Source organism: Cellulosimicrobium sp. E-16 (genome assembly GCF_049913115.1).
GTDB lineage: Bacteria > Actinomycetota > Actinomycetes > Actinomycetales > Cellulomonadaceae > Cellulosimicrobium.
In genome coordinates this window covers 779,929-802,958 of sequence record NZ_CP183974.1, presented here as the reverse complement: position 1 = coordinate 802,958, position 23,030 = coordinate 779,929, and the positions used below count along the sequence as shown (strand labels likewise).

24 protein-coding genes and 3 tRNA genes are annotated in these 23,030 nt (G+C 74.0%); 13 read left to right on the top strand and 14 right to left on the bottom strand.

Annotation, left to right across the window (positions count from 1 at the left end; translation table 11 throughout):
- Nucleotides 1-9: 9 nt before the first annotated feature.
- Together ACN9MS_RS03565 and ACN9MS_RS03560 are read right to left on the bottom strand one after the other, a co-directional pair.
- Nucleotides 10-1,686, bottom strand: a complete 1,677-nt coding sequence (locus ACN9MS_RS03565) for a mechanosensitive ion channel domain-containing protein (RefSeq protein WP_426310754.1) — start codon at nt 1,684-1,686, stop codon at nt 10-12.
- Between the two features lie 29 nt (nt 1,687-1,715).
- A complete protein-coding gene (locus ACN9MS_RS03560) occupies nt 1,716-2,312 on the bottom strand; it encodes an antibiotic biosynthesis monooxygenase (protein WP_426311813.1) in 597 nt (198 codons plus the stop codon).
- A 311-nt stretch (nt 2,313-2,623) separates the two neighbouring features.
- Here ACN9MS_RS03560 and ACN9MS_RS03555 point away from each other — a divergent pair, with 311 nt between their 5' ends.
- The 3 genes from ACN9MS_RS03555 (at nt 2,624) to ACN9MS_RS03545 (ending at nt 6,210) form a co-directional block, all read left to right on the top strand.
- Nucleotides 2,624-3,040, top strand: a complete 417-nt coding sequence (locus tag ACN9MS_RS03555) for a pilus assembly protein CpaE (protein ID WP_426310753.1) — start codon at nt 2,624-2,626, stop codon at nt 3,038-3,040.
- Nucleotides 3,041-3,072: 32 nt separating this feature from the next.
- Nucleotides 3,073-4,374, top strand: coding sequence for a threonine/serine ThrE exporter family protein (locus ACN9MS_RS03550; protein WP_426310752.1), 1,302 nt, complete (start codon nt 3,073-3,075; stop codon nt 4,372-4,374).
- Nucleotides 4,375-4,731: 357 nt separating this feature from the next.
- Entirely contained in the window at nt 4,732-6,210 is a 1,479-nt protein-coding gene (locus ACN9MS_RS03545) for a D-alanyl-D-alanine carboxypeptidase family protein (RefSeq protein ID WP_426310751.1), read from the top strand.
- 113 nt (nt 6,211-6,323) lie between these two features.
- Here ACN9MS_RS03545 and ACN9MS_RS03540 read toward each other — a convergent pair whose 3' ends face one another.
- The 9 genes from ACN9MS_RS03540 to ACN9MS_RS03500 form a co-directional block, all read right to left on the bottom strand.
- Nucleotides 6,324-7,193, bottom strand: coding sequence for a prenyltransferase (locus tag ACN9MS_RS03540; protein ID WP_426310750.1), 870 nt, complete (start codon nt 7,191-7,193; stop codon nt 6,324-6,326).
- The gene (locus tag ACN9MS_RS03535; protein WP_426310749.1) at nt 7,190-7,549 is read right to left on the bottom strand and encodes a lycopene cyclase domain-containing protein; all 360 of its coding nucleotides are present in this window, start codon (nt 7,547-7,549) and stop codon (nt 7,190-7,192) included. Before ACN9MS_RS03535 ends, ACN9MS_RS03540 begins: the two co-directional genes overlap by 4 nt.
- Nucleotides 7,546-7,887 carry a lycopene cyclase domain-containing protein gene (locus tag ACN9MS_RS03530; protein ID WP_426310748.1) on the bottom strand — a complete coding sequence of 114 codons (342 nt, stop codon included), beginning with the start codon at nt 7,885-7,887 and terminating at the stop codon, nt 7,546-7,548. Before ACN9MS_RS03530 ends, ACN9MS_RS03535 begins: the two co-directional genes overlap by 4 nt.
- The gene (gene crtI, locus ACN9MS_RS03525; RefSeq protein WP_426310747.1) at nt 7,884-9,557 is read right to left on the bottom strand and encodes a phytoene desaturase family protein; all 1,674 of its coding nucleotides are present in this window, start codon (nt 9,555-9,557) and stop codon (nt 7,884-7,886) included. Before crtI ends, ACN9MS_RS03530 begins: the two co-directional genes overlap by 4 nt.
- Nucleotides 9,554-10,468, bottom strand: a complete 915-nt coding sequence (locus ACN9MS_RS03520) for a phytoene/squalene synthase family protein (RefSeq protein WP_426310746.1) — start codon at nt 10,466-10,468, stop codon at nt 9,554-9,556. Before ACN9MS_RS03520 ends, crtI begins: the two co-directional genes overlap by 4 nt.
- An 87-nt stretch (nt 10,469-10,555) precedes the next feature.
- Nucleotides 10,556-11,575 carry a UDP-glucose 4-epimerase GalE gene (gene galE, locus ACN9MS_RS03515; RefSeq protein WP_426311812.1) on the bottom strand — a complete coding sequence of 340 codons (1,020 nt, stop codon included), beginning with the start codon at nt 11,573-11,575 and terminating at the stop codon, nt 10,556-10,558.
- A gap of 116 nt (nt 11,576-11,691) precedes the next feature.
- Nucleotides 11,692-12,615, bottom strand: coding sequence for a cation diffusion facilitator family transporter (locus tag ACN9MS_RS03510; protein WP_426310745.1), 924 nt, complete (start codon nt 12,613-12,615; stop codon nt 11,692-11,694).
- Between the two features lie 91 nt (nt 12,616-12,706).
- Nucleotides 12,707-13,024 (bottom strand): ArsR/SmtB family transcription factor, encoded by a 318-nt coding sequence (locus ACN9MS_RS03505; protein WP_064315011.1) that lies wholly within the window; start codon nt 13,022-13,024, stop codon nt 12,707-12,709.
- Nucleotides 13,025-13,064: 40 nt separating this feature from the next.
- Nucleotides 13,065-13,409, bottom strand: coding sequence for a metallopeptidase family protein (locus ACN9MS_RS03500; protein ID WP_426311811.1), 345 nt, complete (start codon nt 13,407-13,409; stop codon nt 13,065-13,067).
- A gap of 136 nt (nt 13,410-13,545) precedes the next feature.
- On the opposite strand from ACN9MS_RS03500, the gene ACN9MS_RS03495 reads away from it, so the two are divergent.
- The 5 genes from ACN9MS_RS03495 (at nt 13,546) to ACN9MS_RS03475 (ending at nt 14,864) form a co-directional block, all read left to right on the top strand.
- Nucleotides 13,546-13,618: transfer RNA gene (locus ACN9MS_RS03495), tRNA-Glu, on the top strand.
- Between the two features lie 163 nt (nt 13,619-13,781).
- A tRNA-Asp gene (locus ACN9MS_RS03490) sits at nt 13,782-13,855 on the top strand.
- A gap of 50 nt (nt 13,856-13,905) precedes the next feature.
- Nucleotides 13,906-13,978: transfer RNA gene (locus ACN9MS_RS03485), tRNA-Phe, on the top strand.
- 158 nt (nt 13,979-14,136) lie between these two features.
- Nucleotides 14,137-14,559: a phage holin family protein gene (locus ACN9MS_RS03480; RefSeq protein ID WP_378230966.1), complete on the top strand. Its 423-nt coding sequence runs from the start codon at nt 14,137-14,139 to the stop codon at nt 14,557-14,559.
- The gene (locus ACN9MS_RS03475; protein WP_426310744.1) at nt 14,556-14,864 is read left to right on the top strand and encodes a DUF3618 domain-containing protein; all 309 of its coding nucleotides are present in this window, start codon (nt 14,556-14,558) and stop codon (nt 14,862-14,864) included. Before ACN9MS_RS03480 ends, ACN9MS_RS03475 begins: the two co-directional genes overlap by 4 nt.
- Nucleotides 14,865-14,964: 100 nt before the next feature.
- On the opposite strand, the gene ACN9MS_RS03470 is transcribed toward ACN9MS_RS03475, so the two are convergent.
- Entirely contained in the window at nt 14,965-15,177 is a 213-nt protein-coding gene (locus ACN9MS_RS03470) for a BldC family transcriptional regulator (RefSeq protein ID WP_024839011.1), read from the bottom strand.
- Between the two features lie 407 nt (nt 15,178-15,584).
- Here ACN9MS_RS03470 and ACN9MS_RS03465 point away from each other — a divergent pair, with 407 nt between their 5' ends.
- The gene (locus ACN9MS_RS03465; RefSeq protein ID WP_047231363.1) at nt 15,585-15,794 is read left to right on the top strand and encodes a DUF3073 domain-containing protein; all 210 of its coding nucleotides are present in this window, start codon (nt 15,585-15,587) and stop codon (nt 15,792-15,794) included.
- 263 nt (nt 15,795-16,057) lie between these two features.
- Here the strand turns inward: ACN9MS_RS03465 and purM are convergent, their stop codons facing one another.
- Entirely contained in the window at nt 16,058-17,191 is a 1,134-nt protein-coding gene (purM, locus tag ACN9MS_RS03460) for a phosphoribosylformylglycinamidine cyclo-ligase (RefSeq protein WP_426310743.1), read from the bottom strand.
- A gap of 76 nt (nt 17,192-17,267) precedes the next feature.
- Nucleotides 17,268-18,815: an amidophosphoribosyltransferase gene (purF, locus tag ACN9MS_RS03455; RefSeq protein ID WP_426310742.1), complete on the bottom strand. Its 1,548-nt coding sequence runs from the start codon at nt 18,813-18,815 to the stop codon at nt 17,268-17,270.
- A 317-nt stretch (nt 18,816-19,132) separates the two neighbouring features.
- Here purF and ACN9MS_RS03450 point away from each other — a divergent pair, with 317 nt between their 5' ends.
- The 4 genes from ACN9MS_RS03450 to ACN9MS_RS03435 are packed head-to-tail and all read left to right on the top strand — an operon-like array spanning nt 19,133 to nt 22,972.
- Nucleotides 19,133-20,188 (top strand): sulfate ABC transporter substrate-binding protein, encoded by a 1,056-nt coding sequence (locus ACN9MS_RS03450; protein ID WP_426310741.1) that lies wholly within the window; start codon nt 19,133-19,135, stop codon nt 20,186-20,188.
- Between the two features lie 3 nt (nt 20,189-20,191).
- Complete coding sequence (cysT, locus tag ACN9MS_RS03445; protein ID WP_426310740.1) at nt 20,192-21,091, top strand: sulfate ABC transporter permease subunit CysT; 900 nt, start codon at nt 20,192-20,194, stop codon at nt 21,089-21,091.
- The gene (locus tag ACN9MS_RS03440) at nt 21,084-21,944 is read left to right on the top strand and encodes a sulfate ABC transporter permease (protein WP_426310739.1); all 861 of its coding nucleotides are present in this window, start codon (nt 21,084-21,086) and stop codon (nt 21,942-21,944) included. The genes cysT and ACN9MS_RS03440 overlap by 8 nt, the downstream gene beginning before the upstream one ends.
- The gene (locus ACN9MS_RS03435; protein ID WP_426310738.1) at nt 21,941-22,972 is read left to right on the top strand and encodes a sulfate/molybdate ABC transporter ATP-binding protein; all 1,032 of its coding nucleotides are present in this window, start codon (nt 21,941-21,943) and stop codon (nt 22,970-22,972) included. Before ACN9MS_RS03440 ends, ACN9MS_RS03435 begins: the two co-directional genes overlap by 4 nt.
- The last annotated feature ends 58 nt before the right edge of the window (nt 22,973-23,030 follow it).

Here is a 23,030-nt window from a genome sequence, read left to right as displayed (position 1 = left end):
TCCCGGCAGTCAGCCGCGTGGTCGGCCGTCGCCGTGGTCGCCGTCCCCGTGGTCGCCGTCCTCGGGGACGTCGGCCTGCCGCTCGCCTCCCGAGCCCGACGTGCCCGAGCTCCCCGGCTCGTCGTCGGGCACGACCCCGTGCTCGGCCGTGCGCTCCCGCTCGTCGATGACGTCCTGGCCGGGGCCGGCGAACGCCCGCGAGCGCTCCTCGCCCTCGGGCGTGCCGCTGAAGAAGGCGGACTCGGCAGCCTCGGGCGTGGCGTCGTCGTGGGCGTCGGGCCCGACGACGGGAAGTGGCCGGGTGCCGCCCGACGCCTCGGCGTCGGCGGGGCTCCCGTCGCCCGCGCCGCCGGGACGGCCCGGGCCGCCGGCGGGGCCGGGGACCACGCCCACGAGCCGCGTCGGGTCCTCGCTCGGCGCGGCCCCGGCGCCCTGGCCCGCGCGCCGGATCGTCCCGAGGACGACGGGTGCGTCGGCGCGGCGCGAGCCGCGCTCGGCGGGGAGCCGGGGCGGTCGCGCGGGTGCGACGGGCCCGCCGTCGTCCGCGGAGTCGCGGTCGAGGCCGCCGGGCGCCTCCGCGCCGTCCGGCCCGGGAGCCCCCGAGCCCTCCCGCTCGTCGGGCCCGCCGACCTCCAGGGCGTCGACCGCCCGCTCGAGGCGCGTGCGGGGCAGCCCCTGCGGGGCCGCACGTTGCAGCCAGTCGACCAGCCCTTCGCGCACGAAGCACCGCAGGTCGAACAAGGTGGGCGCGTCGTGCGCGCTCACGAGCGCGCGCACCCGCACGAGGCCCCCGACGGCGTCGGTCACCTGGAGGATGCCCACGCGCTCGTCCCACAGGTCGGTGAGCGCGAGGAGGCGCCGCAGCTCGGCCCGCATCGGGCCCACCGGCACCTCGAAGTCGAGGTCGAGCTCGACCGTCCCCAGCAGGTCGGCCGCGCGCCGGGTCCAGTTCTGGAACGGCGTCGTCGTGAAGTACGTCGACGGCATGATGAGGCGGCGGTCGTCCCAGAGGTGCACCACGACGTAGGTCATGGTGATCTCCTCGATCCGGCCCCACTCGCCCTCGAGCACCACGACGTCGTCCACGCGGATCGCGTCCGTGAACGCGATCTGCATGCCCGCGAACACGTTCGCGAGCGACGTCTGGGCCGCGAGGCCCGCGACGATCGAGATGAGTCCCGCGGACGCCAGCAGGCTCGCGCCGGCCGCTCGGGCCGCCGGGAAGGTGAGCAGGATGCCCGCGACCGCGCACACGACGATCACCGCCACGGTCAGCCGGCGCAGCACCGTGATCTGGGTGCGGACGCGGCGCGCGTGCCGGTTGTCCGCGGTGTCCATGCGGTAGCGCTGGAGCGCGGAGTCCTCGAGCACGAACGCGATGGCGCCCACCCACCACGCGCCGACGACGATGAGCGCGATGAGCAGGAGGTGCTCGACCGCGGGGCGCCACGGTGTGGACGCGTCCGTCGTCAGCCGGACCGCGATCCACACCGCGACGACGGTGAGCACCGCCCGGTCCGGTCGGCGCAGCCGTCGCGAGAGGTCGCGGGCCAGCTCGCTGCGCCGGCCCGCCCGGCGGACCACCGCGGAGATCACCGTCCCCAGGACGAACGCCAGCAGGACGCCCGCCGCGACCGCACCGAGGGTGACGAGGACGTCGGTCGTGCTCTCGATCTCGGTGTCCATCCCCCCAGGCTAGGCAGGGGGCCGGGTGGTCACCTCCGGGCCGCGGGACGCGAGCGACGCGACCCCGAGCGCGGCGGCCGGGCGAGCCACGGGGCGAGCAGCCGCGTCACGCGCGGCAGCACCAGGTACGTCATGACGGGCGTGAGGACGAGCGTCGTGGCGAGGACTCGCGGGACGACCGGCACGGCGTCCCAGGCCGGGACCAGGCTCCCGACGAGCAGCGTGAACGCGAGGTTCACCGGGAAGAACCCGAGCCAGATGCTCACCGACTGCTTCCAGCGCGGCGGCGCCGCGGCGACCGTCGCGCTCGCCGGCGGCGCGGTCGACGTCGGGGCGTCGAACCAGCCCTCGATGCCCGTGCGGCGCTCGACCCGCGTCTCCTCGACGAGGTCCCGGCCCTGCGCGAGCCAGCGCACCCGGTCCGGCGACGTCTCCCACGCGTCGAGCGTCGCGGCGTCCGCGAACCGGTAGAGCATGTGCCAGTCGTGCGACCCCGCGGACGCGCGCACCCAGCCCGAGCCGAGGAACCCCGGGTAGCGGTTGGCGAGGTTCACGCCGTTCTGCACCCAGCGCGTGACCGCAGGGACGTTCTCGGGCAGGACCCGCCGCTCGATCGCGACGGTCACGGGCCCGCTCCCCGTGGGGGTGGCGGTGGCCGTGGGGGTGGCGGTGGCCGTGGGGGTGGCGGTGGCCGTGGGGGTGGCGGTGGCGGTGACGGACTGACGGCGGTCGGGGCGGTCGGGCGGGGTCGGGGGCACGGCACCGGCGCAGTCGCCGCCGGTCCGCGCTTCCCCGGGGACGTCGTGGGTCATGGGACGAGTGAACGTGGCACGTGCTTCCGGGCCGTGAACGTGCGCGGGTCGCGGGACGGATCGTCCCGCAGGTCGGGACGACGGCCGACGCGCGGGCCGGGCGGCCCGGGCCTACCGTGGCAGGCATGATCTCGTGGGAGCTCGCGCTCGCCCTGCGCGACGCGGGCGTGCGGTGGTCCCCGGCGCCGGGCGACCGCTTCCGGCTCCTCGCCGAGGGCGGCGACGGCGACGTCTTCACCGTGAGCGACATGACCATCGAGCCGCACGAGTTCGACACCGGCGTCGTGCTCGGTTTCAACGGGACGACCGAGTGGGCGCTCGACTCCGTCGCGCTCGAGGACGCGCTGTGGCACCCGCTCGAGAGCCAGCTCCGCGAGCTGCTCGGCGGCACGTTCCGGAGCCTCGAGCGGACGACGGGCGGGTTCGTCGTCCGCACCGCATTGCTCGACGACCTCGCCACGTTCGCCGCGGCGGGCGCCGCCGACGCCTACGCGCGGGCGCTGCTCGCGCTCGTCGCCGTGAGCACCGAGGACCCGCCCTGACCCGCCGCCGGAGGGCGAGCTGGCTCGACGACGTGCGCCGCGCCCCGTCCGTCGTGCGACGCGTGCTGCGCGCGCTGGGCGACGAGCCGCCGCCCGCCGTCGATCCCGAGCCGCCCGAGGTGTCGCCGGACCTCGTCCCCCTCCTGCGCGAGCTCGGGACCGCGCTGCTCGACTCCGGGCGCTCCGTGACCGACGTCGAGGACGACCTGGAGGCCGTCGCGCGGCGCTCGGGCGCGTCGACCGTGGGCACGCTCGTCCTCCCGACGGGCGTCTTCGTCCGGGTCAGCACGGCGGGCGGCACGGTCGCCGACTTCGCGGCCGCCGCCGCGAGCGGCCTCAACCTCGACCAGATCGGAGCACTCACGACCCTCGTGCGGCGCCTGCGCACGACCGACGTCCCGCTCGCCGACGCCCGGGCCGAGCTGCGCGCGATCGTCGGGCGCCCACCGCGCTTCGGTGCGGTGCTGACGATCGTGGGCCACGGGCTGCTCACGGTCGGGTTCGGCCTCGTGCTCAACCCGACCGCCCGGCTCCTGCCGGTCTACCTCGTGCTCGGGATCCTCGTGGGCGCCCTGCGCTGGCTCGGGACCCGGTGGCCGACGCTCGCGACAGCCCTGCCCGTCGTCGCGGCGTTCGTCGTGACGCTCCTCGCGGTGGACGTCGTCCACCCCTGGCTCGGCGACGACCCGCTCAGCGTGCTCGTGCCGCCGCTCGTGTCGTTCCTGCCCGGCTCGGTGCTCACTGTCGCCGCGATCGAGCTGACGAGCAACCAGATCGTCGCCGGCGCGAGCCGGCTCGTCTACGGGGTCGCCCAGCTCCTGCTGCTCGTGTTCGGGGTCGTCGCAGGAGCCGCGGTGGCGGGCCCGCTCGTCGCCGCCCCGGCCGCGGACCAGCTCGGGTGGTGGGCGCCGTGGGTGGGGATCCTCGCGGTGGGGCTCGGGCAGATGTACTTCGCCTCGTCGCCGCGCGGCTCGCTCCCCTGGGTGCTGCTCGTCCTGCTCGGCGCGTACGCGGCCCAGCTCGTCGGGGCGCTCGCCGCGGCGCCGCTCGCGGGGTTCGTGGGCGCCCTCGTCATCGCGCCGCTCGCCGCGCTCGTGGAGCGGACGCCGCACGGGCCGCCCGCCGCCGTCACGACCCTCCCGGCGTTCTGGCTCCTCGTGCCCGGGGCGCTCAGTCTCCTGGGGCTCTCCGACCTGGTGAACGGCGGCCCGGAAGCGGCCCAGGAGATCGCGAACGCGGTCGTCGCCGTGTTCGGGATCGCGCTCGGCACCCTCGTCGGGTCGGCGGTCACGCGGGACGCAGGACGCGTGACACGTACCCTCTTCACATCCTGACCACACGGTCGGCACCTCATTCGCGAGGCTTCCCCCCGTCACGGCACCCCGCTGGACACATGTCTAGTTGAAGATGGAACAGCCGACAGGCCTCCCGGGTCCCCCTTGCGACCAGGCCTGCCGGCGTCGTGGTGAGAGGGCGCGTGCGTCCCGCCCCGACCGCACGCCGTCGTGGTCACCCAGCGCTCCGTCCTGCGCAGGTGCACCAGGGATGGGAGCGCTTCCGCGCTCGACCGCCCGCGACCACGGCCCGATGATCGGATCGTTCGCTTGACCACTGCACAGCACCGCACGACCGCCCGCACCACAACCAGCACGATCGGCGCGCGACCCGCCGCCGGCTGCGAGGCGCGCTAGATGGGCCGCCACACCGCGAGCCGGGCCTCGCTCACCGCCGCCCTCGCCTCCGCCGCGCGCCGCGGCGCGCACGGCGCTGCCCGCGTCGCTCCCCGCCGCCGCACGCTCGGGACCGGCGCCGCCGTGGCGGCCGTCGCGCTCACGGCGAGCACCGCCGCGGCGGCCTTCGGGAGCGGCGCCACGCCGTCCACCGCCGGGACCGGCACCACGGCGGACGCGACCCCGACCTCCGGCGTGACCACCGCGAGCGCCACGCCCGCGTCCGCCACGATCGGTACCGTCGCCGCAGACCCGGAGACGGTCGAGGCGGCGGGCGACGCGCTCCAGCGCGCCCAGTTCCTCACCGGGGAGGGCGCCGCAGGGCTCACCCCCGAGCAGGTCGCCCAGATCGAGGACGCCCGCACGCGCCTCAGCGAGGCCGTCACCGAGGTGTCCTCCGCCGAGCAGACGCCCAGCTTCTCCGGCCTCCCGGCCGTCTCGGTCGGGGCGCGGCCCGCGGACCCCGACGGCGCGTCGAGCGCCACGCCCGACGAGCAGGACGACGCCGAGGTGGACGACTCCCTCTCCGCGGTGGACGTCCTCGCCGAGAGCGTGCCCACGCTCGACGCGCGCGGCAGCGACCGCGCGAGCCGCACCTCGGCGCGCACCTCGCTCGGAGAGCTTGCCGCCGCGACGCCCGGGCTCGACGCGGACCTGCCCGACCTCGCGGCGGCGTCCGACGAGCAGGCGGCGTCCCTGTCGGCCGAGGGCGCGGCGAACCCCGACGACACCGCTCCTGACGCCTCCGCGTCCGCCGAGACCGCGACCGAGTCGCCCGAGGAGGATGCCGCGGCCGCCGACACGGCCACCGCGTCGCCCGACCTCGCGACCGGCTCCACCGACGACGCTGCGGCCGCGCCGGCCACCGGAGCGTCCCCCACCGGCGCGCCGACCTCCGAGGAGATCGCCTCCCTGACCACTGAGCTGTCGACGCTGCTCGACGCGGCCGGCTCGGGCGTGACCGTCGAGGTCGTGCCCGGACCGCCGTCGGCCGCGGAGATCGCCGCACAGCTCGACAAGTGGGCGGCCTCCACGGCGGGCTACGGCAACGGGCAGATCCCCGCGAGCGCCCTGTGCGAGCTGTCGTTCGCGCCCGGTGAGCAGCTCCGCTGCGACGCGGCGCACCAGATCGAGGCGCTCAACGAGAAGTTCCGCGAGGCGTTCGGCGTGAACCTCTCCGTGACGGACTCCTACCGCTCCTACGCCTCGCAGGTCGCCGTCAAGGCGTCGCGCGGCTACTTCGCGGCGCCCCCCGGCATGTCGAACCACGGCTGGGCGCTCGCGCTCGACCTCGGCGGCGGCATCCAGGGCTACGGCACCGCGCAGTACGAGTGGATGCGCGCCAACGCGCCGGCCTACGGCTGGGACAACCCCGAGTGGGCCCGCGCCGGCGGCTCGAAGAACGAGCCCTGGCACTGGGAGTACGGCGACCTCTCCTGAGGTTCCCGCTCCCCCGACCACGGCCCCGGCACCGCGACGACCACGCGGGTCGGGGCCGTCGTCGTCCCCGGGGAGCACCCGACGCCGCACCCCCGCCCGGTCGAGCCCGGCGGTCAGGCGAGCGCGGTCACGATGAGCAGCATCGTCACGAGGAAGCCCGTGACGAGGTTGAGCCACAGGAACGTGCGCCACCCGGCGTTCGCGCGCTCGCAGTCGTCGTCGTGCACGTCGCGGAACCGCAGCACGTTAGCGGCGTACGGGAGCGGCAGCAGGGCGGCGAGGACGCCGGGCCACGGCAGGACGGCGAGGACCACCGCGGCGGCCACGTACGCCGCTGCAGCGCCGACGACGGTCGCGTGCGCGCCGACCGCCGTCGCGACGGACGCAATGCCGCCCTCGCGGTCCGCGCGCACGTCCTGCACCGCACCGAACGCGTGCGACGCCATGCCCCACAGGACGAAGCCGACGAGCACGGGCCACACCGAGCGCGCGGAAAGGTCGGCGTCCACGAGGACGAGCGCGTAGAGCAGCGGCCCGGCGAAGTGCATCGCGGACGTGAACGAGTCGAGGAACGGGCGCTCCTTGAACCGCAGGCCCGGGGCGGAGTAGGCGACGACGCCGAACACGACGAGCGCGAGGACGACGGCGGCGAGCGGGTCGCCCAGGAGCACCAGGGCGACGAGGAACGGCACGTTCGTCGCCACGCACGCGCGCAGGATGCGCCGGTGGGTCGCGCGCGCGGTCGCAGGGTCGGCGAGCGCGCCCTCGATCCCTCCCTTGCGCGGGTTGCGCAGGTCGCTGGCGTAGTCGAACACGTCGTTCACGCCGTACATGAGCAGGTTGTACGGCACGAGGAAGTACAGCGTCCCGACGACGAGCGCGAGGTCGACCCGGCCGCCGGTCGCGACGAGGTAGCCCGCGGCGAACGGGTAGGCGGTGTTGATCCACGAGAAGGGCCGCGACGCGGCCAGCACGTCCTTCACCGGGCGTCCTCGTCCGCGCGTCCGTCGGAGGCCCGGCCGGGGGCGGCGCGGTCGTCGGCGGCGCGGTCGCGGCCGCGCGCCCCGAGCGCCGTCCACAGCACCGGCATGCCCAGCGCCGCCGCGAGCGCGTAGGCGAAGTCCTCGAGCGGAGCGCCCCAGAGGTACACGCCGAGGATCTTGTCCGGGTCGTAGACGTAGAGGTCGGCGGCGATCATGAGCGTGTCGAACACGAGCGTGAGCACGCACATCACGACGGCGGTCCACACGAGCGGACCCGGTCGCAGGCGTCGCAGCACGCGCCAGGACACGACGACGAGGACCACCAGGACGATCGCGTTGAGCACGATGTTCGTCACGCGTCGCCCTCCGTCCGGGCCCGGCGCGCGGCGAGCACGCGCTCGGCACCGCGCCAGACGAGCAGCGCGTTGTAGCACAGGAGCGTCAGGAAGACCGCCTCCTCCACCGGGAGGTCGGGCGCGAGCAGGAGCCCCGTCATCCAGGGGCTCTCCCCACGGGCGAAGATGCCGAGCACGAGGCCCGCGACGTCCCAGAGGAGGAACCCGACGACGCCCAGCCCCACCGTGAGCGCGGCGCGGCGCCGGTCCGCCCAGAACGCGAGGCGGAAGCGCCGGTCGAGCACCGCGAGGCCCCCGAGCGAGACCGCGAGCGCCCCGAGGTAGACCAGACCCGTCACCGGCGGACCTCGACCGGCCGGCTCCCCGCGGGTCGCAGACGCTCCGGCCTCCGGCTCGCCGCGAGGAACCCGGGTCGCAGCGGCGCGGGCAACGGGCGCGACGACGTCTCTCCGAGCAGCCGCTTCGCGACGAGCTCGGCGCTGATGAGGCACATCGGCAGTCCCACGCCCGGGATCGTGCCACCTCCCGCGTGGTACAGCCCGTCGACACGGCGGGAGACGTTGCCCGGCCGCCACAGCGCGGACTGCCGCAGCGTGTGCTCCATGCCGAGCGCGCCCCCGCGCCACGAGGAGAGCTCGGTCGAGAAGTGGGCGGGCCCGAGCACGCGCCGCGTGACCACCCGCCCCGGGAGATCCTCGATCCCGGCCCATCGGCCGACCTGCGCGAGGTAGCGGTCCGCGAGCGCGTCGAGCGTGCGCTGCGACGGGGCGTCGGCGCCGAGCGTCGGGTCGGCGGGGAACGGGACGAGGAGGAAGAGGTTCTCGTGCCCGGGTGGGGCGGCGGGCGTGCCCGACGACGGCCCGTCGGTCGCGGACGTGCGCGACACGTAGAGCGAGGCGGGGTCGGGCACGCGCAGGCCGCGCGGGTCGCTGCGGCGGTCGGTGCCGAGCACGGCGTCGAAGTTCGCGGGCCAGTCGCGCGTGAAGAAGAGGGAGTGGTGCGCGAGCTCGGGCAGCTCCCCCCGGACGCCGGCGAGCACGAGCAGGGCGGAGATGCCCGGCCCCCTGTCCTCCCACGCCGGGGCGGGCAGGTCGGCCCATACGGGGTCCAGGAGCGCGGTCTCGGTGTGGTGCCGGTCCGCGGCCGACACGACGACGTCCGCCTCCACGAGCTCGCCCGAGGCGAGGCGGACGCCGGTGACGCGCCCGCGTCGCCCTTCCCCTCCGGCGACCTCGATGCCCGCGACGTCGGCCCCGGTGCGCAGCTCCGCACCCTCGCCGCGCGCGAGCCGCGCGACGGCCTCGATGAGCGTGTACATCCCGCCGCGGGGGTACTGGACGCCGTCGACGAGATCGAGGTGGCTCATGAGGGAGTAGAGCGCCGGGGCCCGGTAGGGCGACGAGCCCAGGAAGACGGCGTGGTACCCCAGGAGCTGGCGCAGCCGGGGGTCCTCGACGGCGCGCGCCGCGCGGTCCGCGAGCGACTCGCGCAGCAGCGCGGCGAGGCGAGGCAGCCGTCGCAGGACCGCGGGCGAGAGCGCCCGGACGGGGCGCTCGAACGTGGTGTACAGGAAGTGGTCGAGCGCGAGCCCGTACGCCTCGCTCGCGTCCGCGGCGTACGCCGCGAGGCGTCCGCCGGCGCCGGGCTCGACCGCGTCGAACCGGGACCGGTTCACGCCCGGGCTCGCCGAGAGCTCGAACGTCGACGCGGCGTCGGTGCCGTCGGGCTCGAAGAAGACGCGGTAGGCCGGGTCGAGGGGAACCAGGTCGAGGTGGTCCTCGACCCGCGTGCCGAGGAGCTCGAAGAAGTGGTCGAACACCTCCGGCATGAAGTACCAGGACGGGCCGGTGTCGAAGCGGAAGCCGTCGAGCTCGAGCGTGCCGGCCCGGCCACCGAGGGTCTCGTGGCGCTCCAGCAGCGTGACGCGCGCGCCTCCGCGCGCGAGCAGCGCCGCGGTCGCGAGACCCGAGATCCCGCCCCCGACGACGACGACGCGCGGTGCCCTCACGCGAGCACCTTCCGCGGGCGCGAGGACCGGCCGGACGCCACCTGGCCGAGGAGCTGACCGCCGGCGGCGCGGGCCGCGAGCGCGACCTTGACGGTGTCCGGAACGCGCACGCGCGCGCGCAGGATGTCCTCGGGCGGCGTCGCCGCGAGGCGCGCGAGGAGCCGCTCGTAGACCGCGACCGTCGCGGCGACGGCGATCCGCGGCCGCACGGGAAGTCCCGGGAGCGCCGCCCGCGCCGCGGCGAGGTCCTCCTCGACCTCGCGGCAGAACGCCTCGACGTCGCGCCGCCGCAGCCGGCCCGGGACGACGCCGGGCAGGTACGCCCGACCCAGCTCGTCGTGGTCGGTGCGCAGGTCGCGCAGGAAGTTGATCTTCTGGAACGCCGCGCCGAGCGCCCGCGCGCCCCGCACGAGCACGGGGTCGGGAACCCGGAGCGGCTCGCCCGGGCGGCGGCGCGCGTTGAGGAAGACCGCGAGGCACATGAGGCCGACGACCTCCGCCGAGCCGTAGACGTACCGCTCGTAGCTCTCGCGGTCGTGCACGCGCACGGTGAGGTCGGTCCGCATCGACGCGAAGAAAGGGTCGACCTCGGCGCGACCGAAGCCGCAGCGCCGCGCCGCGCGAGCGAACGAGTGCACGACGAGGTTCGTCGACCATCCGCGCTCGAGCGCCTTCGCCGTCTCGGCCTCGAGCTCGTCGAGGAGGTCGGCGGCGCCGTCCCCACGCCGCGTGTCGACGACCTCGTCGGCGATGCGGACGAGGCCGTAGACGGCGTCGATCCCGTCGCGCGTCGGCGCGTCGAGCAGGCGCGCTCCCAGCCCGAACGACGTCGAGTAGGACGCGAGCACGACCCGGCTCGTGCGCGCTGCGGTCAGGTCGTACAGCCGTGCCGGGTCGTTCTCGTCGCCCACGTCGTCGTCCCGTCTCCCGTCGCCGGGGCACCTCCCCGGACATTCCTCAGCATGCTGAGCAATAAGGGTGCCACGGGACGCGGAAACTCACACCTCGGGGGCGCCCTCCGCGTCGCCGGCGGCCCCGACCTCGATGCGACGCGGGCCTGCCTGCCAGGCCTCCCAGGCCGACGCGATGATCTCGGGCAGGCCGTTCGTCGCCGTCCAGCCGAAGAGCTCGTTGATCCGTCGCGGGTCGCCGACGAGCTGCGGCGGGTCGCCCGCACGCCGCGGCAGGACCTCTGGTGTGACGTCGAGCCCGCTGACGCGCCCGATCTCGTCGATCACCTCGCGCACCGAGGACCCCTGCCCGGTCCCGACGTTGAACACGTCGAACGGGCGCTCGTCGACGTCGAGGTACCCGAGCGCCGCGAGGTGCGCGTGCGCGAGGTCCAGGACGTGGATGTAGTCGCGGACGCACGTGCCGTCCGGCGTCGGGTAGTCGTCACCGAAGATCTTGGGCTGCTCGCCGCGCTCCAGGCGGTCGAGCACCATGGGGACGAGGTTGAGCACGGCGGCGTCGCCGAGCTCCGGCCAGCCGGCGCCGGCCACGTTGAAGTAGCGCAGCGCGACGAACCGCAGGCCCCACGCCCGGCCGGCCGCGCGACCGAGCCACTCGCCGACGAGCTTGGTCTCGCCGTAGGGGTTGATCGGCTCGGCATGCAGCTTCTCCTCGACGAGGGAGACCGACGGCATGCCGTACGTCGCCGCGGACGAGGAGAAGACCAGCCGGTCCACGCCGGCCGCCTGCATCGCGGTGACGAGGTTCGTGAAACCGCCGACGTTCTGCTGGTAGTACCAGGCCGGCTTCTCGACCGACTCCCCCACCTGCTTGCGCGCCGCGAAGTGGATCACCGCGCGCACGTCGTGCTCGGTGAGGGCGCGCGTCAGCACGTCCACGGCCTCGGGGGCCGCGACGTCGACCTCGACGAGCGTCGCGTCGCCGACACGGTCCGGGCGACCGGTGCTGAGGTCGTCGACCACGACCACCTTCTCGCCGCGCTCCTGGAGAAGGCGCACCACGTGCGCGCCGATGTACCCGGCTCCGCCGGTCACGAGGATCGTCATGAGGCCCACCCTAGTGGGACCGAGCACCACCCCCGCGGCGTCGAACCCGGCGTTGTCGCCGGGCTCGGACGGCGAGCTCGGGGCCATCACCGGGCTCGGCGCGTCGCGCCGCGCCCTCAGGCGTGGCCGTGCGCCTCGCGGTCGCGCAGTGCGGCCGTCTCGAGCTGGAACGTCGAGTGCTCGACCGAGACGGGGAAGTGGTGCGCGACGCACGCGCGGACCCGCTCGGTGATCTCGAGCGCGTGCCCGTCCCGGAAGCACGCGTCGTCGACCACGACGTGCGCCGAGATGGTCGGCAGGCCGGTCGCGACGGTCGAGGCGTGGAGGTCGTGCACGTCCTCGACGTGGTCGAGCGAGAGGATGTGCGCCCGGACGTCGTCGAGGTCCAGGCCCTTCGGCGTGAACTCCATGAGCACGGCCGTCGCCTCGCGCAGGAGGCGGAAGGCACGGGGGACGATGAGGAGCGCGATGAACAGGCCGGCGATCGCGTCCGCCTGCTGGTACCCGGTCGTCGCGATGACGACGGCTGCCACGATCACCCCGACCGACCCCAGGGCGTCGTTGACGACCTCCAGGAACGCCGCGCGCAGGTTGAGGTTCGCGCGGCGCCCGGACGCGAGGACGGCGATCGCGACGACGTTGCCGACGAGGCCGACGATCCCGAAGACGAGGAGCTCCGACGAGGGCACGTCCGGCGGCGAGAACAGCCGTCGGACACCCTCGACGACGGCGTACGCGCCGACCGCGAGGAGGAGCGCCGCCTGCGCGAGGGCCGCGAGCACCTCGACGCGGCGAAAGCCCCAGGTGCGGCGCTTGGTCGCCGGCCGGAGCACGAGCGACGCGGCGACGAGCGCCACGGCCAGCCCCGTCGCGTCGGTGAGCATGTGCGCCGTGTCCGTGAGGAGCGCGAGGCTCCCCGTGAGGACGGCTCCGACGGCCTGCGCGACGAGGATCGTCGCGGTGATCCCGAAGGCGACCGCGAGCCGCGCGCGGTGGTCGGGCGCGGCACCCCCCGCGCCGTGGTCGTGCCCGGCTCCCATGACCCCTCCATTCATCGCTCATTGACGATGATATCGGTGAACGACGATGAATGCCAGACCGGCTGCGCCGCAGGGCGCGCCACCGCGCGGGTCAGGGAGCGAGCGCGACGTGCTCCGCGTCGGCGAGCAGGTGCGCCACCTCCGGCCGCACGAGCCGGTACCAGGACGAGCGCCCCTCGCGCCGGACGGCGACCACGCCCACCTCGCGCAGGGTCGTCAGGTGCGCGGAGACCGTCGACTGCGCGAGCCCGAGCTCGCGCGTGAGGTCGACGACGCGCCGCTCGGCGCCGGTGAGCAGGTGCACGATCGCGAGCCGGCTCGGGTCGGCGAGCGCGTGGAGCAGGCGCGCGACGGCCTCGTGGTCGTGCGCGCCGTCGTGCCGGGGATCGCTCGCGGCGCTCGTCGTCACCACCCGATCGTAGCGAGCGGCACCCGCGCGCCGCCCGGGCTCAGTCCCAGCCGAGCTCGTGCAACCGGTCGTCGTCGATGCCGAAGTGGTGCGCGATCTCGTGGACGACCGTCACCGCCACCTCCTCGACCACGTCCTCGCGCGTGTCGCAGATCGCGAGCGTCGGGTTGCGGAAGATCGTGATGCGGTCGGGCAGTGCGCCCGCCGCCCACATGTGGTCCCGCTCGGTGAGGGGGACGCCCTCGTAGAGCCCCAGGAGCTCGGGGTCGTCCGCGGGCGCGTCGTCCTCGACGAGCACCACGACGTTGTCCATCTGCGCCGCGAGGTCCTGGGGGACGAGGTCGAGCCCGTCCCGCACGGCGTCCTCGAACTCGGCCCGCGTCATCTCCACCACGCGACCATCCTCCCCCGCCACGGCACCGGCAGCAGCACCGGCCCGGCAGCGGGCGCAGCACCGCGCCGGCCACGACGCCGACCGGGAAGCCACGGCCCCGCCGCTGTACACTGGCGCACGTTCCTGAGCCCCCATCGTCTAGCGGCCTAGGACCCCGCCCTTTCACGGCGGTAGCACGGGTTCGAATCCCGTTGGGGGTACGCGAGATCGCAGCGGGACCGGCGGCCACCAGCGGATTTACGGATCGGCTCATCGGTACGGTACGATCCTCTCGGTTCGAAAGCGGGCCACCACACCACCAGGTTCACTGGTGAAAACCACCGGGTCCTCTGGTGTTAAGGTGTGTCTCGCGAAGAACAGCAAGGCCCTGTAGCGCAGTTGGTTAGCGCGCCGCCCTGTCACGGCGGAGGTCGCGGGTTCAAGTCCCGTCAGGGTCGCGTGAGGCGAAGAGCCCGGTCGGCATCGGCCGGCCGGGCTCTTCCCCCATGGCTCTGTAGCTCAGTTGGTAGAGCGTTCGACTGAAAATCGAAAGGTCACCGGATCGACGCCGGTCGGAGCCACCGAAGAGACCCCCGTCCGGGATCCGGGCGGGGGTCTTCTGCATCTCTGCGACGACGTCGCACGACCGCCCCTCCGCGTCCGGCACGGGCCCGCGGGAAGTTGCGCGCCGCCTCGGGTGCCGGTTGAGTGGTGGGGTCACCTGCGGAAAGGCGGAGAGATGAGCGACTGGATCGACGGGCGCATCCCGCCCGAGGAGCAGAAGCCGACGGTCGGGCAGCTCGTCGAGCGGCTGTCCGAGCAGGCGACCCGCCTCGTCCGCTCCGAGATCGCGCTCGCGAAGGCCGAGCTCACGACGAAGGCCAAGCACGCCGGCATCGGCATCGGCATGCTCGTCGTGGGAGGGGTGCTCGTCCTCTACGGCCTCGGCTTCCTCCTCCACTCGGCGATGGAGGGTCTCGCGACCGTGATGCCGCTGTGGCTCGCCGCGCTGATCGTCGGCCTCGTCCTCGTGCTCGTCGCCGGTACGCTCGCGTTCGTCGGTGTCAAGCAGCTCCAGCGCGGCGTCCCACCGACCCCGACCGGAGCGGTCGACAGCATCAAGGAAGACGTGGCCACCATCAAGGAAGGACTGCGCCCGTGAGCGGAACCGACGGGGCCCCGGTGCCCCCGCTGTCCCAGTCCCAGCTCGAGGACGAGATCGCGCGCACGCGCGCCGAGCTCGCGGGGACGATCGACGAGCTCACGACCCGTCTGGACCCCCGTGTGCAGGCGAAGGCGGCGGCTCAGCAGGCGAAGCAGGCGGCCACGGACACGGGTGCGTTCCTCACCGGAAGCGGGTTGCCCGAGGAGGACCCCGACCGGTCGCGCAACGTCAAGCTGCTGCTGGGTGCTGTGGTGGCCGGCGTCGCGCTCGTCACGGCGGCGATCCTGCGCTGGCGCTCGTAGTCTTCGACGAGCGCTCGCCCCGGTGCGTGCTCGCCGGAGCGTTCTTCCTGCCTGCCGATCCGACGCGCCGGCCGTGCCGGCGGCGCGGCGCGCGGTCGGCTCAGGACTTGTCGGTGCCCTCCGCGGGCTCGCTGGCGGCACCGAGCAGCGCTCGGACCTCGGACTCGCGGTAGCGGCGGTGCCCCCCGAGCGTACGGATCGACGAGAGCTTGCCCGCCTTCGCCCAGCGGGTGACCGTCTTGGGGTCGACGCGGAACAGGCTGGCGACCTCGGCGGGCGTGAGCAGAACCTCGGACTCTCCGTGCATGGACATCACGACACCTCCTCCTGGTACGCGCTGGTCCGGCAGATACCCCGGATCACGACGACAGCACGACGCCAGTACCCTCCATTGTCGCAGCATGCGGATTTCGGGCGACTTGACGGACGGGTGAATTAGGCCGCCTATGGTCGGATCGGCCGGATAGGCGCTCGTGCGGCTTACGAGCGGTGCGGGCCGGGCCCCTCGGCCACGCGCCGCGCCTCGCGCTGCACAGGACGGCTCCCCCGCTCGTGGAGACTGTGTGACGGTAGGCACGTCCACGGCCCGTCACGGTCTTCTGAGTGGATGGAATAGGCCCTGAGCATGTACCGTTGGACCCTGAACAGACGAAACTACACCCCGGGGCCGCACGTCTGAGTACGTAGCCGCCCCGCTTCTACGTTGAGGGGGTCGGAGCCATGGGCCGCGGCCGTCAGAAGGCAAAGCAGACCAAGGTCGCTCGCGCGCTGAAGTACTACAGCCCCGAGACGAACTACAGTGCGCTCGAGCAAGAGCTCACCGGTCACAGCCACACGGATGTCGTGACGGACTCGCGCTTCGGCGCCGAGTCGTCGGACGACCTCGAGCGCTACGACCAGCGCTACAACGACTGGTCCGACGACCGCTGACGGTCGTCGACCACCTTTCATCGCCGCGGTCTGCCGCGGAAGCGTCTTGACCTCGACTGCGCCGTCGTCTGCTCCCGGTAGGCGACGGCGCGGTCGTCGTTCGTGACCCGAGCACCCTCGCGCACCGGCCCGCCGTGACCTCGCTCGCTCCGAGGCCTCCGCACCGTGGCCGTCGTCGTGCACGGACGTCGTGCGCCCGACCGCGGGAGCGTCCCTCCCCCGAGCGGGTCGGCAGATGCCACCCCGCCCGGGGACATCGAAGGTCAGGCGCGGTAGTCGCCGACGAGGCGCACGGCGCCCGCCTGGACGCCCTTGGTGCCCGCGACGAGGTCACCGTCGGCGACGTCGGAGACCGCCGTCGGGTCGAAGGCCTCGACCGTGCCGAGCACCCACGCGGGGACACCGAGCGCGGCGCAGCGCGCGAGCGCGGCGTCGACGCCGTCGGCACCGACCACCGCGACCATGCCGACGCCGAGGTTGAGCGTGTTCTCGAGGTCGCCGCGCGGCACGCCGCCCAGCTCGCGCACGAGGCGGAAGACCGGCGGCACGTCCCAGCTCGCGCGGTCCACGACGCCGACGAGCCCGGCGGGCAGGACGCGCGCGAGGTTGGCGGCGAGGCCGCCGCCGGTGACGTGCGTGAAGGCGTGGACCTGCGCGGCGTCGTCCGCGGCCAGCGCGAGGCAGTCGCTCGCGTACACCCGCGTGGGCTCGAGGAGCTCCTCGCCGACCGTGCGACCCAGCTCGTCCACGTGGCGCTCGAGGCCCCAGCCGGCGTGCTTGAGGACGGCGCGCACGAGCGAGTACCCGTTCGAGTGCAGGCCCGACGAGGCCATGGCGACGAGCACGTCGCCCTCGCGCACGCGGTCCGGGCCCAGCAGCCGGTCGGCCTCGACGACCCCCGTAGCAGCACCGGCGACGTCGTACTCGTCCTCGCCGAGCAGACCCGGGTGCTCAGCCGTCTCGCCGCCCACGAGCGCCGTGCCGGCGACCTCGCACGCCGCGGCGATGCCGCGGACGATGCCCGCGATGCGCTCCGGCACGACCTTGCCGCACGCGATGTAGTCCGTCATGAACAGCGGCTTGGCGCCCACCACGACGATGTCGTCCACGACCATGCCGACGAGGTCGAACCCGATCGTGTCGTGGACGTCGAGGGCCTGGGCGATCGCGACCTTGGTGCCCACGCCGTCGGTCGACGTCGCGAGCAGGGGGCGGCGGTACGTCGCGACCTCGGAGAAGTCGTAGAGCCCCGCGAAACCGCCCACGCCACCGAGTACCTGCGGCCCGTGGGTGCGGCGCACGGCGTCCTTCATGAGCTCGACGGCCTTGTCACCGGCCTCGGTGTCGACGCCCGCGGCGGCGTAGGTGAGGCCCGTCTGGGGCGAGTCGGCAGTCACGGTGTCGGCTCCAAGGAGGTCTCGCGGCGCACGCGCCGGTGGTGCTGGTGGTCTCGGGTTCGGATGCGGCGTGAGCTCACGGGTGCTGGAGCGCGCCGGCGGCGCCGGCGGTCACCGACAGGCTGCGCAGCCCGTCCTCGGGCGCGCCGAGCGGGAGCTCGGCCTGCTCGAGGAGGTGCTTGCCGAGCTGGTCGTCCGGCGGCAGCTCGATGGGGTACTTCCCGGTGAAGCACGCGGTGCAGAGCTGGGACGACGGCTGCTCGGTCGCCGCGATCATGCCCTCGGTCGAGATGTAGCCCAGGCTGTCGGCGCCGAGCGACTGCCCGATCTCGTCGGGCGAGAGGCCGTTGGCGATGAGCTCGGCGCGGGAGGCGAAGTCGATGCCGTAGAAGCACGGCCACTTCACGGGTGGCGAGCTGATGCGCACGTGCACCTCGGCCGCCCCGGCCTCGCGCAGCATGCGGATGAGCGCGCGCTGCGTGTTGCCGCGCACGATCGAGTCGTCGACGACGACGAGGCGCTTGCCCCGGATGACGTCGCGCAACGGGTTGAGCTTGAGCCGGATGCCGAGCTGGCGCAGCGTGTCCGACGGCTGGATGAACGTGCGTCCGACGTAGGCGTTCTTGGTCAGCCCCTGGCCGAACGGGATGCCCGACTCGGCGGCATAGCCCACCGCGGCGGGCGTACCGGACTCGGGGACGGGGATGACCAGGTCGGCCTCGACGGAGTGCTCGCGCGCGAGCTGGCGGCCCATCTCGACGCGGGCGGCGTGCACCGAGCGGCCGTTGATCGACGTGTCGGGGCGCGCGAGGTAGACGTACTCGAAGACGCAGCCCGCGCGCTCGGTGGGCGCGAAGCGCTGGGAGCGCAGGCCGTCCGCGTCGATCGCGATGAGCTCGCCCGGCTCGACCTCGCGCACGAACGACGCTCCGACGATGTCGAGCGCCGGCGTCTCGCTCGCCACGACCCAGCCACGCTCGAGGCGGCCGAGGACGAGCGGGCGCACGCCCTGCGGGTCGCGCGCGGCGTAGAGGGTGCGCTCGTCCATGAAGACGAGCGAGAAGGCGCCGCGCAGGCGCGGGAGCACCTCGAGCGCCGTGGCCTCGAGCGTGTGGTCGGCGTCGCCGGCCAGGAGCGCGGTGACGAGCGCCGTGTCCGTGGTGTTGCCGCGGGCCAGCTCGCCGCGGCGCTGGCTGCCGTAGCGCTCCGCGACGAGGTTGACGAGCTCCGCGGAGTTGGTGAGGTTGCCGTTGTGCCCGAGCGCGACGGTCCCGGAGGCGGTGGCACCGAGCGTCGGCTGCGCGTTCTCCCACGTCACGCCGCCCGTGGTCGAGTACCGGCAGTGCCCGACGGCGATGTGCCCCGTCAGGGCGTTGAGCGCCGTCTCGTCGAACACCTGGGAGACGAGTCCCATGTCCTTGTAGACCAGGATCTGCTCACCGTTGCTGGTGGCGATGCCGGCCGACTCCTGGCCTCGGTGCTGCAACGCGTACAGCCCGAAGTAGGCGAGCTTGGCGACCTCCTCGCCGGGCGCCCAGACACCGAAGACGCCACAGGCGTCCTGGGGGCCTTTCTCGCCGGGCATGAGGTCGTGGTTGAGAAGTCCATCTCCGCGGGGGGCCACGTACCTCAGTGTCCCACAGCAGGCGCGTCCGGACCGAAGCGCGAGGTCATGCGGACGGCGGGCCGGAGCGCGCGCCCGCGGGTGGGGCACGGCGGGCGTTCACGATGGCGTTACGTCGTCCCACCTGTCGGTCAGGGGTTTCGCTGCGTGGGAACGCCGCGCTTGAATCTCGACTTACCCGATCGCGGCAGTCCAGTATCACGCCGTCTGCCCGGCCACGACGCTCGATCGACCGATCGATCACCCGCTCCACCCTGCTCCGCCCCCTGCTCGACCACCCGCTCCCGGCCCCCGGGACCCCGACGAAGGACGACACCATGCGACGCCTCCGGACGACGATCACCCTCGCGGCTGCCGCGGCAGCCACCGCCCTGGTCCTCACCGCCTGCGCGCCGACCGCCGTCGACGGGTCCGGCGGGGGCGACGCCTCGGGAGACTCCACCGCGGATCCCACCACGCTCTCCCTCGTCGGGTTCGCCGTGCCCAAGGCGGGCAACGACGCCGCGCAGGAGCTGTGGGGCGAGACGGAGGACGGCCAGGGCGTCACGTGGGAGACGTCGTACGGCGCCTCCGGCGACCAGAGCCGCGCCGTCGCCGACGGCCTGGAGGCCGACTACGTGCACTTCTCGCTCGAGGGCGACGTCACGCGCCTCGTCGACGCGGGCCTCGTCGCCGAGGACTGGAACGCGGGCGACAACAAGGGCATCGTCAGCCAGTCCGTCGTCGTGCTCGTCGTGCGCGAGGGCAACCCGAAGAACATCCAGAGCTGGGAGGACATCGTCCAGCCCGGCGTCGAGATCGTCACCCCGAACCCCGGCTCGTCGGGCTCGGCCCGCTGGAACATCCTCGCCGGGTGGGGCAGCGTCATCGCGAACGGCGGCTCGGAGGAGGACGCGACCGAGTACCTGCGGAAGTTCTTCACCAACGCCGTCGCGCTCCCGGGCAGCGGCCGCGACGCCACCACGGCGTTCACGTCCGGCACGGGCGACGTCCTGCTGTCCTACGAGAACGAGGCGATCCTCGCGCGCCAGAACGGCGAGACGTTCGACTACGTGGTCCCCGACCAGACGCTCCTCATCGAGAACCCGGCCGCGGTGACGGTCGACGCCGACCCCAAGGCGCAGAGCTACCTCGACTTCGTCCTCACGCCCGAGGGCCAGGAGGCGTTCGCGCACGTGGGCTTCCGCCCCCTGACCGGGGACGACGTCGACTTCGAGGTCGAGGGCGCCAACGACCCGAGCGACCCGTTCCCGGCCGTCCCGACGCTCCTCACCATCGCGGACGACTTCGGCGGCTGGTCGGCCACGAACGACAAGTTCTTCGGCGACGAGGGCCTCGTGACGAAGATCCAGGCCGAGACCGGGAAGCAGTGACCCGTGTCCTCGACCCTCGCTGAACGACCGGGCCGGGCGGCGCGCGAGCGCCGCCCGGCTCCGGCCGCGTCCCGGCCGCGCCGGGTCCGCCGGGCACGTCGGACGCCCAACGGCCCCTACCGCCTGACCGCGGCCTCGGGCCTCGGGCTCGGGGTCGCGCTCGTGTGGTTCTCGGCGCTCGCGCTCATACCGCTGATCGCCGTGCTCGTCGAGACGTCCGTCGGCGGCTGGCCCGCCTTCGTGGCCGCGGTCACGCAGCCGCAGACCGCCGCGGCGCTGACGCTCACGATCACGCAGGCGCTCGCCGTGACGGCCGTCAACGTCGTCATGGGCACGCTCATCGCCTGGGTCCTCGTGCGCGACCGGTTCCCCGGGAAGCGGCTCCTCGAGGTGCTCATCGACATCCCGTTCGCGCTCCCGACGATCGTCGCCGGACTCGTGCTGCTCGCGCTGTACGGGCCGTCGGGACCGCTCGGGATCGACGTCGCGAACACGCGCGCCGCCGTCTTCCTCGCGTTCCTCTTCGTCACCCTGCCCTTCGTGGTGCGCAGCGTGCAGCCCGTGCTCGCCGAGCTCGACCGCGACGTCGAGGAGGCGGCCGCGTCGCTCGGTGCGACGCGGCTCACGACCTTCCGTCGCGTGATCCTCCCCGCGCTCGCCCCGGCGATCACGGCGGGCGCGGCACTGTCGTTCGCCCGCGCGATCAGCGAGTACGGCGCGCTCGTCCTGCTCTCCGGGAACCTGCCGATGCGCACCGAGGTCGGCTCGGTCCGCATCCTCAGCTACCTGGAGAACGGCCAGCCCGAGCAGGCGGCGGCCGTCGCGTCGGTGCTCCTGCTCGTGTCCCTCCTCGTCATCGCGACGATCCAGCTCCTCCAGCGAAGGGTGGCCCGCCGTGGATAGCTCCCCCTGGGTGCGGCGCACGCTGCGCGCCGTCGTGGTCGTCTACCTGGTGCTGCTCGTCGGGTGGCCGGTCTCGCTCGTCGTCCGGGGTGCTTTCGCGGACGGCCTCGAGACGTTCCAGCGCGCGCTCGCCGACCCGTCCGTCGTCTTCGCCCTCCAGCTCACCGCCGCCGTCGCGGTGCAGGTCGTGCTGATCAACACGGTCTTCGGCGTCGGGATCTCGATGCTCATCGTGCGGTACGACTTCCCGGGCAAGGCGCTCCTCAACGCCCTGCTCGACCTCCCGCTCTCGGTCTCGCCGATCGTCGTCGGGCTCTCGCTCGTGCTGGTGTACGGCAAGAACGGCTGGTTCGGCGGAGCGCTCGAGGATGCCGGGCTCCAGGTGATCTTCGCGCCGCCCGGGATCGTCCTCGCGACGGCGTTCGTGTGCCTCCCGCTCGTGATCCGCGAGGTCGTGCCCGTCCTCACCGAGCTCGGCACCGACGAGGAGCTCGCCGCGACGAGCCTCGGCGCGAGCTGGTTCCAGACCTTCCGGCGCATCACCCTGCCCGCGATCAAGTGGGCGGTCGTCTACGGCGTCGTGCTCACGCTCGCCCGGGCCCTCGGCGAGTTCGGCGCCGTCAAGGTGGTGTCCGGCAACTTCGAGGGCCGCACCCAGACGTCCACGCTCCTCGTCGAGCAGCGCTACCAGGACTTCGAGCAGGGCACGGCCTACGCGGTCGCGTTCCTCCTCGCGTCGGTGTCCGTCGCGTGCATCGTCGCGGTGACCTTCCTCCGTTCCGACGACGCCGCCGGTCGCCGCACCCGCCGCCCCGCCCCCCGAACCGCCGCCCCCACGGAGGCCGACGCATGAGCATCGAGATCCGCAACGTCCGCAAGACCTTCGGCGACTTCGTCGCGCTCGACGACGTCTCCGTGTCCGTCCCCACCGGGCGCCTCACCGCGCTGCTGGGCCCGAGCGGCGGGGGCAAGTCGACGCTCCTGCGCGTCGTCGCGGGGCTCGAGGTGCCCGACTCCGGCGAGATCGAGATCGAGGGCCGCGACGCCACGAACCTGCCGGCCCGACGCCGCAACGTGGGCTTCGTCTTCCAGCACTACGCGGCGTTCAAGCACCTGAGCGTCGCGCGGAACGTCGCGTTCGGGCTCGAGATCCGGCGCACGCCGAAGGCCGAGATCGCCGAGCGCGTCGACGAGCTGCTGCGGCTCGTGCACCTCGAGAGCTTCGCGCACCGCCTGCCGTCGCAGCTCTCCGGTGGGCAGCGCCAGCGCATGGCGCTCGCGCGCGCCCTCGCGATCCGGCCGAGCGTCCTCCTGCTCGACGAGCCCTTCGGCGCGCTCGACGCCAAGGTCCGCAAGGAGCTGCGCGACTGGCTGCGCCGCCTGCACGACGAGATCCCCGTGACCACCGTGTTCGTCACGCACGACCAGGAGGAGGCGCTCGAGGTCGCGGACGAGATCGTCGTCGTCAACGAGGGCCGCATCGAGCAGGTCGGCACGCCCGACGACCTCTACGACCGCCCCGCGAACGACTTCGTCATGAGCTTCCTCGGGCCGGTGACCCGCCTCGGTGGCGTGCTCGTGCGCCCGCACGACGTGCACGTCGAGGTGCTGCCCGACGGCACCTCCGACGGCACGGTGGACGTCGCGGAGCCGTCTCGCCCGGGCGCGCCGGTACCCGGCGTGGTGACCCGCACGACGCGCGTGGGCTTCGAGGTGCGCGCGGAGGTGGCCACCGAGGACGAGGTGGTGTCCGTCGTCGTGACCCGCGCGGAGGCCCGGACGCTGGGTCTCGCGCCGGGCGTCGCCGTGCGGCTCGCCCCGGCGGAGGGCGCGCCGACGTCCGCCGCTCCCCGGCCGGTCGGCGCGTCGGTCCACGGCTGACCCGGCGCCGTCCGACGACGCCGCCCAGACACCGCGGACCGCTCGCTATCCTGCCCGC